Source organism: Aquificaceae bacterium (assembly GCA_037722135.1).
GTDB lineage: Bacteria > Aquificota > Aquificia > Aquificales > Aquificaceae > Pampinifervens > Pampinifervens sericum.
This window is the reverse complement of record JBBKAW010000004.1, coordinates 1783-15310: the sequence shown is the minus strand read 5'-3', so window position 1 is coordinate 15310 and position 13528 is coordinate 1783. Positions and strand designations below refer to the sequence as shown.

The following is a 13528-nucleotide window of genomic DNA, read 5'->3' as shown; positions in this document are numbered from 1 at the left end:
GTTAACGTGTTCCTTTTCTCTTACAAACTTCTCCTTTGCCATCGCCTTACCTCCTTATTTTGCTACTGCTGTTCTTTCCCCAACTATTTGCTCCGCTATACTTTGGGGAACTTCATCATAATGAGAAAATTTCATTATAAACGTTCCTCTTCCTTGTGTCAAGCTCCTAAGGGTGGTTGCATAGCCAAACATCTCCGCAAGAGGCACATAAGCTTTTATGGCGGTTATTACACCCTTGTTTTCCATACCCACAATCTTACCCCTTCTTGAGTTTAGGTCACCTATAACATCACCCACATAGTCTTCAGGGGTTTCCACCTCTACCTCCATTATGGGTTCAAGGAGCACGAGCCCTGCCTTCTTTGCTGCCTCTTTAAAGGCAAGAGAACCTGCTATCTTAAAAGCCATATCTGAGGAGTCTACTTCGTGGTAAGAGCCGTCAAAGAGTTTTACCTTGACGTCTACCACGGGGAAGCCTGCTAAAACACCATTTTGCATAGCTTCTTTTACACCTTCTTCAACCGCAGGGATAAACTCTTTGGGTATTACTCCACCCACTATGGCGTTTTCAAAGACAAAGCCTTGTCCTCTCTCAAGGGGTTCTATTTCTATAACCACGTGTCCATATTGACCTCTACCGCCCGTCTGACGGATAAACTTTCCTTCTGCAACCGCTTTACCTTTTATAGTTTCCTTGTAGGCAACTTGAGGCTTACCCACGTTCACCTCTATGCCGTATTCCCTCTTCATTCTGTCCACTATTATCTCAAGGTGTAGTTCTCCCATACCGTGTATTAGGGTTTGACCCGTTTCTGGGTCTACACTTGCTCTGAAGGTGGGGTCTTCCTTCATGAACTTATTAAGCACTTGAGAGAGCTTCTCCTGGTCTTTTTTAGTTTTAGGCTCTATTGCCATAGATATAACTGGCTCTGGAAACTCTAACTTTTCAAGGAGTATTGGGAACTTTTCATCGCAGATGGTATCTCCTGTGACCGCATCCATACCCACCGCTGCCACTATCTCACCAGCAGCGGCTTCTTGCACATCCTCTCTGGAGTTGGCATGCATAAGTAGAAGTCTTCCAACCCTTTCCTTTTTGTCCTTTGTAGCGTTGTATACATAAGAACCTGCAGTAACTTTACCGGAAAACACCCTAAAGTAGGTAAGCTGTCCTGCGTATGGGTCGCTCATAACCTTAAAGACGTATGCACAGAAGGGCTCTTCGTCCAATGGCTTCCTTTCTTCTTCTTGACCGGTTTTGGGGTTTATTCCACGCACAGGTGGAACATCAAGGGGAGAGGGGAGATAGTCAATAACCGCATCCAGAAGGGGTTGTATACCTTTGTTTTTGAAGGCGGAACCACAAAGGACGGGAACAAGCTCTCTGTTTATAGTTGCCCTTCTGAGGACCCTCTTTAGGTCTTCCTTTGCTATCTCCTCCCCTTCAAGGTATTTCATCATAAGCTCGTCATCCTTCTCCACTATGGTTTCTATCATCTTGGCACGCCACTCTTGAGCCTTTTCCATGTGGTCTTCGGGTATGTCCACTATTTCATACTTGGCACCAAGAGTTTCCTCAAGCCAGATTATTGCCTTCATCTCCATAAGGTCCACCACGCCTTTGAACTGGTCTTCCGCACCTATGGGTATTTGTATCGCAACAGGCTTAATGCTTAGCTTTTTCTCTATCTCACCAAGAACCCTGTAAAAGTCCGCACCAAGCCTGTCTAATTTGTTTATAAAGGCGATTCTTGGCACTCCAAACCTGTCCGCCCATCTCCAGTTGGCTTCTGATTGAGGCTGAACACCTTCCACCGCAGAGAAGATGAAGATAATACCGTCCAAAACCTTCATGGAACGGACCACTTCCACCGAGAAGTCCACGTGACCAGGGGTGTCTATGATGTTTATCTGGTGGTCTTTCCAGTAGCAGGCGGTGGTTGCTGCAGTTATGGTTATACCTCTTTCCCTCTCTTGGGGCATCCAGTCCATCGTGGCAGCACCCTCGTGCACTTCGCCTATTTTGTAGGTTTTACCCGTGTAGTAGAGTATCCTTTCTGTGGTTGTAGTCTTTCCTGCATCTATATGGGCTACTATTCCTATGTTTCTGAGCCTTTCTATGGGCACAAGCCTTGGCATGACTTCCTCCTTACCATCTAAAGTGTGCAAAAACCTTGTTGGCTTCCGCCATCTTGTGAGTATCTTCTTTCTTCTTTATGGCACCACCCCTTTCGTTTAGTGCATCCAAGAGCTCCGCTTTTAATCTTTCTATCATGGTATAACTTCCTCTGTGCCTTGGTCTTTCTCTTGCAGCTTCCACCAGCCATTTGATAGCAAGGCTTATTTGCCTTCTTGGAGGGACTTCTATGGGAACTTGATAGGTTGCACCACCTACCCTTCTGGGACGCACTTCAAACTCGGGTTTTAGCTTTTCCACCACCTTATGAAGAAGCTCCACGGGATGCATGTTTACTTCCTTTGCGGCGGATTCAAGAGCGGTGTAGACTATCCACTCCGCCACGGATTTTTTACCATCCTTCATTACCTTATTGATAAGCTTATGGACTAACACATCGCCATATTTTGGGTCTGGAGGGATTTCTCTTGGGGGAACAGGACCCTTTCTTGGCATTACTTCTTACCTCCTTTTGCCTGTGTTTGTTGACCTGCTTTTGGTCTCTTAACGCCGTATTTGGACCTTGACTGTCTTCTATTGGCAACACCTGCAGCGTCAAGTGCACCTCTTATAACTTTATAACGAACACCGGGAAGGTCTTTTACTCTTCCACCTCTTACCAAGACTATGGAGTGCTCCTGGAGGTTGTGTCCTTCACCAGGTATGTAGGCGGTTACCTCAATGCCGTTTGATAGCCTTACTCTTGCAACTTTCCTTAGAGCGGAGTTAGGCTTTTTGGGAGTAACCGTGTATACCCTTACACAAACTCCCCTCTTTTGTGGATTACCCTGAAGAGCGGGTGCTTTACTCTTTTTCTTCTTCTTTTCCCTACCTTGTTTTACAAGCTGGTTTATGGTAGGCATACCTTAAACCTCCTAAGCTGATTATTATAGCACATCTTTGAGAACTTTTGCCTCCTCTTCCTCAAGCACGTCTATCTCCGCATATTCCCACAGACCTGTTCCTGCGGGTATGAGATTGCCTATGATAACATTCTCCTTTATGCCTCTTAGCTCGTCCACCTTACCTTCGCAGGCTGCATCGGTTAACACCTTTGTGGTTTCTTGGAAGGATGCTGCAGAAATCCAGCTCCTTGATGTGAGTGCAGCCTTTGATATACCCACAAGTATGGGCTCTGCCTTTGGTATCTTGCCACCTTCCGCTCGTATCCTTTCCACCTCTCGTTGTAGCTCTTCTACTTCTACCTCTTCGTTTACCAAGAACCTGCTGTCCCCTGGGTCCACTATACGCCTACGCCTAAGCATTTGACGGATTATTATCTCAAAGTGCTTATCGTTTATATCCACGCCTTGTAGTCTGTAGACCATTTGAACCTCTTTGAGTAGGAACCTCTGGAGCTCCTCTACACCCTTTATTTTGAGTATTTCCTCTGGCACAGGTGTGCCATCGGTGAGGGGATCTCCTGCGTTTACAGAGTCACCGTTCTTTACAAGTAGGTGTTTGCCCTTAGGCACAAAGTATTCCTTTTGAAGCCCTGTTTCCTTGTTGTAGACCACAATCCTGTAGCCTCTACCCTTTATCCTTACTTGTCCTTCTATCTCCGCTTCTATGCGATCTGTTATTTTTGTTCCCTTTTGCACGAACTGTCCGTGGCTCACAAGGATGTATTCGTCTTTCCTTATATCATACTTTCTGGTTTCTCCTGTCCTTGGGTTAAAGACCAATACTTCGTCCGCATCCTCAAATATCCTTACAATACCATCAATCTCTGTGAGTATTGCTGGGTTCTTGGGTCTTCTTGCTTCAAAGAGTTCTTCCACTCTTGGGAGACCTCCCACGATATCACGCACCTTTGCCATTTCCTTTGGAATACGTGCCAGCACATCTCCAGGTTGAACCACATAGTCTTTAACCACATAATACTTGTGTTGTATCTCTGTGCCTTCGGACTCACTGCAGGTGGGACACACCATCCACTCAAAGCTCAACTTGTCCTCTGGCACGTTTAGTATGGAATTTACAGGAAGGTCGTAGGATATCTCTCTTCCATCCTCTGTATGGACCACTATCTTTGGAGTGTGAAGCATGGCATCTTTGGGTCTTGTAAAGGAGACAACGGTGGAGGTCTTACCAGTAAGTGGGTCTCTCTCCTCTTTGACCGTAATATCAAGGGCTATATCCTTGAATTCAACCCTTCCTCCTTCTTCCGCTATGATGAAGGTGTTGAAGGGGTCCCATTCAGCCAATAGGGTATTTTCTGAAACTTCTTTTCCTTCCTCTACCAGTATGCTGGCACCATACGGCACCGCATGACGCTCCACCATTCTGCCCTCTGCGTCAAGTATTCCAATAGCTCCGTCTTTGGAGATGTTTATCTTTTTGCCTTCTCTGTTTGTGATAAGTTTTATGTTGTAGTATTTGACTGTTCCCTGCTTTTCGTTGTAAAGCTCACCTTTTACCCTTTCTGCCACCGCAGCACCGCCTATGTGGAAGGTTCTCATGGTAAGCTGAGTTCCAGGCTCTCCTATAGACTGTGCGGCGATTATTCCTACCGCCTCTCCCACGTCCACTAACTTCCTTTGAGAGAGGTCCCATCCATAGCACATGGCACATATACCATACTGAGATTCGCAAGTGAGAGGAGACCTAACCTTTACCTTTTCTATCCCAGCATGCACTATCTTGTCTGCAAGCTCTTCGTCCACTATCTGATTTCTCTTGGCTATAACCTCTCCCGTGTATGGGTCTATCACATCCTCTGCGAGGGTTCTTCCTATTATCCTGTCCTTGAGAGAAACCTTTTCTTCGCCACCTTCCACTATAGCTTCCATGACAATGCCCCTGTGGGTTCCGCAGTCCTTCTCCACTATGGTTATATCCTGTGCCACATCCACAAGCCTTCTGGTCAAATACCCTGCGAAGGCGGTCTTTAGAGCTGTGTCCGCAAGTCCCTTTCTTGCACCGTAAGTGGAAATGAAATACTCAAGCACAGAAAGACCTTCTCTGAAATTGGACACAATAGGCGTTTCTATGAACTCTCCCGTGTGCTTTGCCATAAGACCCCTCATAGCAGCGAGCTGTCTTATTTGGTCTCTGTTTCCACGAGCTCCAGAGTTTGCCATCATGTATATGGGGTTGAAAATGCCCGTGTAGACCTTATCTCCTTCCTTTCTCGTGCTCTTTTCTATCTCCTCAAACATAGCCTTTGAGACCTTGTCTGTTATCTCCGACCAAAGGTCAATTATCCTGTTATAACGCTCCTTTGCGGTTATTATGCCCTTTCTGTGCAGTTCCGCAATTTCGTCTGTTTGCTCAAAAGCTTCTTTAAGTATGTCTTTCTTTACACCGGGTATTTGCAAGTCCTCTATACCTATGGATACTGCAGCCTTTGTGGCTATGTTGAAGCCTAAATCTTTAAGGTCATCAAGAAACTGTGCGGTCCTCTCCGTGCCATACTTATTGTAAATATTAGCTATAAGCTTGGAGATTTTCTTCTTGTCTAAGGGTTCGTTTACGAAGGGATGACCCTCTGGCAGTATGCTGTTAAAGAGAACTCTACCGGGGGTTGTTTCAATAAGCTTTCCATCTTCAAGCCTGAGCTTTATTCGTGCGTGCATATCTACCTTCTTATTCTCAAGGGCAAGAAGAACCTCTTCCCTGCTGAAGAAGAGCTTACCCTCACCCTTTACACCAGGAACCTCTTGGGTCATGTAATAGACACCTAAGATCATATCCTGAGAAGGCATGGTGATGGGCTTACCGTGTGCCGGTGAGAGAATGTTTTGGGTGGAGAGCATGAGTATGTAAGCTTCCAGCTGTGCGGTTATACCAAGGGGCACATGCACTGCCATTTGGTCGCCGTCAAAGTCCGCATTGAAGGGTGGACAAACAAGGGGGTGTAGTTGTATGGCTTTGCCGTCCACAAGCACTGGCTCAAAAGCCTGAATAGACATCCTGTGCAATGTTGGTGCGCGGTTAAGAAGCACAGGATGCTGTTTTACCACTTCCTCAAGGCACTCCCACACCTCTGGAGTTTTCTGTTCTACGAGCTTTTTGGCGTTCTTTATGGAGGTCGCATAACCCTTCTCCTCAAGCCTTCTATAGACAAAAGGTTTAAAGAGCTCAAGAGCCATAATCCTTGGAAGACCACACTGGTGCATCTTAAGCTCTGGACCTACCACTATAACGCTACGACCAGAATAGTCCACCCTTTTACCAAGTAGGTTTTGTCTAAAGCGTCCTTGTTTACCTCTGAGGTAGTCGGAAAGGGACTTTAGAGCTCTTCCATTTTGGGTCACCACTCTTCCGCGCTTTCCATTGTCAATAAGGGCGGAGACCACCTCTTGAAGCATCCTCTTTTCGTTCCTTATGATTATCTCCGGTGCATCCAGTTCTATAAGTCTCTTTAGCCTGTTGTTGCGGTTTATTATCCTCCTGTAGAGGTCATTAAGGTCTGAGGTAGCAAACCTTCCACCGTCAAGGGCAACAAGAGGTCTTAGCTCTGGTGGAAGAACAGGAAGCACCTCCAATATCATCCACTCGGGCTTGTTTCCACTCTTTATAAAGTCCTCCACCAGCTTGAGGACTCTTAGGACCTTTTTGACCTTTGATTCTGAGACCTCTTTAAGAACCGCACTCCTTATATCACCCTTTATCTTTTCAAAGACTGGTAGGTCTTTCCTTTTCTGACGAGCCTTTTCATAATAGGCTTGGATGGCTTCCTTACCAGTCATAAAGCCTTCAAGGGGTTCCTCTGAAATCTCTCCTGTATCCGTATTGAGATAAAGATTGCCACATATAATTTCATGTAGCACCTGCTCAAGAGTTGCACTCTCTGGAACCTTTATGTCAACGCTGTATAGCCTGAAATCTTCTGCAAGCACCCTAACCATGCGCTCGTATAGCTTTCTGTATTTGTTGTATAACTCCTCAGAGAGGTCCTCATAGCCCAAACTATAAGGTCTTATCTCTTCTCTTAGCTTTTTGGCATAGGCTTCAAGGTCAAGAGAAGCGAGCACCTTCTTTATTATCTCCGCACCCATACCCCCTTCATACTTATGCTCCAAACTGGTTGCAAACTGTGCGTTGTAGACTTCCTCTTCCACCACATGTAGCTTTACAAACTTTGTATTACCCATATCATCTTTGAGAGGGATGGTGTCTTCTTGTTGAGCAAAGGCTTTTTCTTCTTCCTCGTTCATAGGATACTCTATAACAAGATAAGACTCAAAGTAGATGACCCTTTCTACATCCCTGACAGAAAGACCCAAAAGGGTGCCTATCTTTGAAGGAGTGCTTTTTAGAAACCATATGTGAGCTACAGGAGCTGCCAGTTCTATATGTCCAAACCTTTCACGTCTTACGTAAGACCTTGTAACCTCCACACCACATCTATCGCATATGGTTCCCTCATAACGCTTACCCCTGTATTTTCCGCATAGACACTCGTAGTCTTTTATAGGACCAAAGATCTTTGCACAGAAAAGACCATCCTTTTCAGGTTTGTGAGTTCTGTAGTTTATAGTTTCTGGCTTTTTTACCTCTCCGTAGCTCCACCTTCTTATCTCTTCCGGAGAGGCAAGCATAAGCTTTATCTTTTCAAAGGGTAAAAGCCCTTTTCTCATCACTGCTCCTCCTCAATATCTATCTGGTCACAGGGCATTATAGCCCCGTTTTCACATCTTACGTTAAGCCCCAAAGCCTTTAGTTCACGCACAAGAACCCTAAAGGACTCTGGCACTCCAGGTTGATATATGTATTTACCCTTGACAATAGATTCGTAAACCTTTGTCCTTCCCTCTATGTCGTCGGACTTAACGGTAAGCATTTCCTGAAGGGTGTGTGCTGCACCGTGAGCCTCCAGAGCCCAAACTTCCATCTCTCCAAGTCTTTGACCTCCAAACTGCGCTCTTCCACCAAGAGGCTGTTGAGTAACCAAGGAGTAAGGACCAGTGCTACGAGCGTGTATTTTGTCATCTACCATGTGTATAAGTTTGAGCATATGCATATATCCAACCGTGACTCTCATATCAAAGGGTTCTCCAGTTCTTCCATCGTAAAGGACAGTCTTCCCATCCTCCGGAAGCCCTGCCATCCTGAGAAGTTCCTTTATGTGTTCTTCGCTTGCACCCTCAAAGGCGGGAGTTGCCATAGGTATACCCCTCTCCGCATAAAGGTTAATCACCTCCTTAAAGCTCTCTTCGTCAAGAGCTTGTAGAAACTCTTCCACATACTTTTGGTTTTCACCTTTCACATCGCCCACCGCATATACCTTCTTGAGAAATTCTATGAGTTCTTGCCTTTCCGCTCCTTCTTCTATAAGCTCCCTTAGCTTTTTGCCAAGCTCTTTGGAAGCCCAGCCAAGGTGTGTTTCCAATATCTGTCCCACGTTCATACGAGAAGGCACACCAAGTGGGTTTAGCACAATGTCCACGGGAGTTCCATCCTCAAGGAAAGGCATATCCTCCACAGGGAGCACTACCGATATAACACCCTTGTTTCCATGACGACCCGCCATTTTGTCTCCCACTTTTATCTTCCTTTTCTGTGCTATGTATACCTTTACGAGAGCGAGAACGCCCGCTGGTAGCTCACTACGCTTTCCTATAGACTCCATTTTCTCTTCGTAGATGCGTGAAAGCATATCCACTTGGAAGCGTGTCCTTTCCCTTAGCTCATTTATCTTCTTGCATAGCTCTTCATCTTCAAAAAGGTTTTCTGGTTTGGTTATTATATAGTTCAGTAGCTCCTCAAAAACCTTCTCATCTATCACAGTGCCCGCCTTGTATACCTTTTTCTTAACGGTTATCTCCTTATCCAACTTCCTACCAAGCACCAAAGCCTTTACCATTCTGTTCCTACCCTCAACGATGAGGCTCTTCTTCTTTTCTAATTCCCTTTCCAGCTCTTCCCTTTCAATCCTTTCCACATGTTCCGCAAGGTAGTTCCTTTTCTCTCCAGTTTTTTTCACAAAGACCTTCACATCCACCACCACACCCTCTACGCCCGGCGGACACCTAAGCGAAGTGTCTTTAACGTCTCTGGACTTCTCACCGAATATAGCCTGGAGGAGCTTTTCTTCGGGTGTGAGCTGAGCTTCGCCCTTGGGTGTTACCTTTCCAACCAATATATCTCCAGGCTTTACGTAAGTTCCCACCTTTACTATGCCAAACTCGTCAAGATGGGAAAGTAGTCTTTCTGGGACACCTGGTATTTGACGAGTTATCTCCTCATTACCTATCTTCGTTTCCCTTGCCTCTACCTCAAGCTCCTCTATGTGTATGGAAGTGTATACGTCCTCTTTGACAAGTCTCTCGGATATAACGATAGCGTCCTCAAAATTGTATCCTCTCCATGGCATAAAGGCGACCAGCACATCTTTACCAAGGGCTAACTCTCCCCTAAAGGTGGATTGACCATCCGCAAGTAGCTCTCCTTTGCTTACCCTTTGACCCTTGACCACAAGAGGTCTTTGATTTATACAGGTATTTTGATTAGTCCTTTCAAACTTCTTGAGCTCATAGATGTCTATGCCAATATCAGTAGGGTCTGCAAAGTTTATCTCTTCTGGGTTAACCCTTATTATTATCCTCTTGGAGTCCACTTCTTCTACCACACCACCTCTTTTTGCTACCACTACCGCACCACTGTCAAAAGCAACCTTCTTTTCCATACCAGTGCCTACGAGAGGTGAAGAGGTAAATATGAGAGGAACCGCCTGCCTTTGCATATTAGAACCCATAAGAGCCCTGTTAGCATCGTCATGCTCAAGGAAAGGTATGAGAGATGCGGATACGGATATAACCTGTCTTGGAGAAACATCCATATAGTGGACCAGCTCTGGCCTTACTATTTGTATATCGTTCTTGTATCGCACATAGACCCTATCACTAAGGATTCTACCCTCCTCATCGGTTGGGGTATACTGAGCTATAACAAAGTTCTCCTCCTCATATGCAGCAAGATATTCAACCTTGTCGGTAACCTTTCCATTCTCCACCTTCCTATAGGGGGTGACGATAAAACCATACTCGTTAGTTTGAGCGTATACGGTTAGAGAAGTTACAAGACCTATGTTTTGACCTTCTGGCGTCTCAATGGGACATATCCTTCCGTAGTGGGAGGGGTGCACGTCTCTTATCTCAAATTTGGCACTTTCTCTGGTTAGACCACCAGGACCCAGTGCGGATAGCCTTCTCTTGTGAGTGAGAGAGGAAAGTGGGTTCGTATTGTCAAGGTATTGAGAAAGCGTACCACCCTTTAGAAACTCGTAAAGGGCGCTGGTTAGGTATCTGGGGTTTAGAAGGTCTTGAGGCTTTAGGTTAGGGTCTTCTGGGTTTGCGACAGTGCACCTGTCTCTGAAGAACTTTTCCATTCTGGCTATGCCAATTCTCGCTTGATTTTCCAAGAGCTCACCCACCGCCCTTATTCTTCTGTTGCCAAGATAAGCTATATCGTCTTTTTTCTCTCTTCCGTATCTGAGGTTTATAAGATACTTTATTGTGTTTACAAGGTCAAGGGCGCTGAGAAACCTCGCTTGACCTTCCGTGTAGTCTTTTACCCTTACGCTATCTTTTATCTTAAAGACCTCAGAAAGCACTTCTTGGGTTATCAAAGTCCCAGCCTTGAAACTACCCACATCCTCCGCAAGGGCAAGAGGTGGAAGGCTTGGTAGTCTTTCAAAGTCTGCAGGTTTTAGCTCCTTTGGAATCCTGTGGACCTTTGCGTTGAGCTTTACCCTTCCCACCTTTGAAAGGTCGTATCTGGTAAGGTCTCTAAAGTATAGGTCAAAGTGAGCCCTTGCTCTGCTTATAAGATGTTCAAGCTCCATTACCATGGGCTCTACTGCCCTGAGCTTTTTGTATATGTCCACAAGAGCGATGTCCCTAAGGGTAAACCTTGCAGGTATCTTGAGTGGACTTTTCTTGTCATTGTCTTTTGGAGCGGTTTCCGCTATTAAGGTTTCTATGAGTATCTTACCATACGGACTCTTTACCGCACTTTCCTTTGGAACTGCGGATATGAGGTCTATCTTTATCCTCTCATCTTTCAAAAGTCTTTCAAGCTGGTCAATTTCCTCAATAAACCTCTCTTCAAGTATCTCCTCTTCAATACCCTTTTCTTCCAGCTTTGCTCTGTAGCGAAGGATTGCAAAAAGGTAAAAGCTCTCTAAGTCTTCCAACTTATACTCTTCGCCCGTATCTTTGTCAAATATTGTTCCATTTTGCACGAAAAAGGCTTTTGTATCTGGATAGAAAGGTTTAAGTATATCGTATGCGGTCTCAAGACCCAAGGCTCTAAGGACAAAGGTTCCACCCACCTTACGCTTGTCTATCCTTGAAGAAAGTATATCCGTGGTGCTTGAAAGTTCAAACTCAACTCTTGGTCCTTTGTCAGGTATAATACTTGCCCTATATATCATACGGATTATAGTGGTATCCTTTTGACGCTCCTCTTTCTCCTCAAAGAACACACCCGGAGAGCGTATGAGCTGGTTCACCACTACTCTTTCACTGCCGTTTATGATAAAAGAGCCAGTCTTGGTCATCATAGGCACTTCGCCAAAGTAGACCTTTTTGGGCTCTCCCACCCTTTCACCCTTTTTGGTCTTAGTTCTTAGCCTTACCATAACCCTAAGAGGCATAGAGTAGGTAAAGCCCTTTATTTTGCATTCCTCTTCTGTATACTTTTCCTTAAGGACCAGCAAAGTTCCACATTTTGGACAGTTTACACCATAGCCACCCAAAAAGCCTTGGTCTGTGTAAGCCTTATAGCCACACCTATTACACTCCCAATCTCCTACTTCGTAACCTAAGTATTCAAGAATTATCTTTTCGTCAGGGTCTACAAAGGGAAAGGAGGTGGAAAACACATATTCAAGACCCTTCTGCTCCCTCTGAGAGGGTGGAGTGTAGAACTGTATAAAAGACTCAAAGGACTCCTTTGGGAGGAAAAGAAGGTATGGTGGGCTAACAAACTCTTCCCTTCTACCGAAGAATTTTCTTGGTAAGGGCATATTTTTCCTCATGTCTTCAACCCTCTTCGTAGGATAAGCATATAATTATACATGATTGCCTAATTAAAGTCAACATTAAAACAAAATACCCCCTGCATGTGCAGGGGGAAAAGCTTCATAAAACCATCCCATGGGAGAATCAAGTTCACTTTATCTCTACTTCCGCACCAGCCTCCTTGAGCTTTGCAGCTATCTTCTCTGCCTCTTCCTTTGAAACGCCTTCCTTGACGGGTTTTGGAGCACCCTCCACGAGGTCCTTTGCTTCCTTTAGTCCAAGCCCTGTTATCTCTCTCACCACCTTTATCACGTTTATCTTGTTAGCCCCAGGGGACTTGAGGATAACATCAAACTCTGTCTTCTCCTCAGCAGCAGGTGCTCCCGCAGTAGGTGCCCCAGCTGCTGCCACAGGTGCTGCAGCTACCATAGCGGCGGACACACCAAACTTCTCCTCGAGCTTTTTAACAAGCTCTGCCACCTCAAGCAAGGTCATGTTGCCTATGGCTTCGACTATTTCGTCAATGGTAAGTGTTGCCATGTCTATACCTCCTTATTGAGATTTTTTCTTTTCTATGGCTTTAAGTGTAAGCACAAGCTTTTGAGGTGCAGACTTGAGAGCCATAACGAGGGCGTATATGGGTCCTTGAATAGCCCCCATAAGCTTGGAAATAAGCACCTCTTTGGGTGGGAGCTCCGCAAGAGCCTGCACCTCCGCAGGCTTTAAAAACCTTCCCTGCATGTATGCACCCTTTATCTTAGAAAGGGGCTTTTCCTTGTCAAGTTCCTTCATAAAGTCAAAAAGAATCTTTGCAATCTTAACAGGGTCACCGTAGGCAAAGGCGAAGGCGGTAGGACCAACAAAGACTTCCCTGTGGTCTACCATAACTGTGTTCATAAAGGCTCTGTAAAAAAGGGTATTTTTACCCACAAGCATCTCTCCTTCCGCATCCTTTAAGTCCGCTCTGAGTTTTGTAATAGCCTGAGCGTCAATGCCAGTAAAGTCAAAAAATATCACAAGATTTGACCTTTGTATTCTCTCCGCATATGAGCTTATTAGCTTACCCTTCTCTTCCCAACTTCTTCTCATTTTTGACCTCCTACATTAAGTTCATATGCTTGAGCAGTCTTGCTACCTTCTCATCTTCCTTCGCAAGTTCACGAAGGGTTTCTATGAGCTTCTGGACCTTTTCCTTGTTCTCAAGTATGTCCTTCTCCATAGATTTTACCTTATCCTCAAAGGGTCTTACCATAGTTCTCCTATCCCACAAAGCAAAACCTATTGTAACTGCGGTTATGGCAGAAAAAATACCCGCAAGTATCCAAAGGAAGTTCATAAGGTCGTCTATCCTTTTGTTAACATCCTCTATCCTCTTGTTCGT

Annotated in this window: 8 protein-coding genes; all 8 read right to left on the bottom strand. The window is 45.2% G+C overall.

The features are described 5' to 3' along the window. Positions 1–54: 54 nt before the first annotated feature. Entirely contained in the window at positions 55–2139 is a 2085-nt protein-coding gene (gene fusA / locus WKI49_00340) for an elongation factor G (protein ID MEJ7620948.1), read from the bottom strand. A 10-nt stretch (positions 2140–2149) separates the two neighbouring features. After that, positions 2150–2632, bottom strand: coding sequence for a 30S ribosomal protein S7 (rpsG, locus tag WKI49_00335; protein MEJ7620947.1), 483 nt, complete (start codon positions 2630–2632; stop codon positions 2150–2152). After that, complete coding sequence (gene rpsL, locus WKI49_00330) at positions 2632–3039, bottom strand: 30S ribosomal protein S12 (GenBank protein MEJ7620946.1); 408 nt, start codon at positions 3037–3039, stop codon at positions 2632–2634. The genes rpsG and rpsL overlap by 1 nt, the downstream gene beginning before the upstream one ends. Positions 3040–3063: 24 nt before the next feature. Next, positions 3064–7761 (bottom strand): DNA-directed RNA polymerase subunit beta', encoded by a 4698-nt coding sequence (rpoC, locus tag WKI49_00325; protein ID MEJ7620945.1) that lies wholly within the window; start codon positions 7759–7761, stop codon positions 3064–3066. Continuing rightward, entirely contained in the window at positions 7761–12164 is a 4404-nt protein-coding gene (locus WKI49_00320; GenBank protein MEJ7620944.1) for a DNA-directed RNA polymerase subunit beta, read from the bottom strand. Before WKI49_00320 ends, rpoC begins: the two co-directional genes overlap by 1 nt. Positions 12165–12297: 133 nt before the next feature. After that, the gene (gene rplL / locus WKI49_00315; GenBank protein MEJ7620943.1) at positions 12298–12687 is read right to left on the bottom strand and encodes a 50S ribosomal protein L7/L12; all 390 of its coding nucleotides are present in this window, start codon (positions 12685–12687) and stop codon (positions 12298–12300) included. A gap of 12 nt (positions 12688–12699) precedes the next feature. Continuing rightward, entirely contained in the window at positions 12700–13236 is a 537-nt protein-coding gene (gene rplJ, locus WKI49_00310; GenBank protein ID MEJ7620942.1) for a 50S ribosomal protein L10, read from the bottom strand. A 10-nt stretch (positions 13237–13246) separates the two neighbouring features. After that, the coding region (locus WKI49_00305; GenBank protein MEJ7620941.1) for a hypothetical protein at positions 13247–13528 on the bottom strand (282 nt) is incomplete at its 5' end.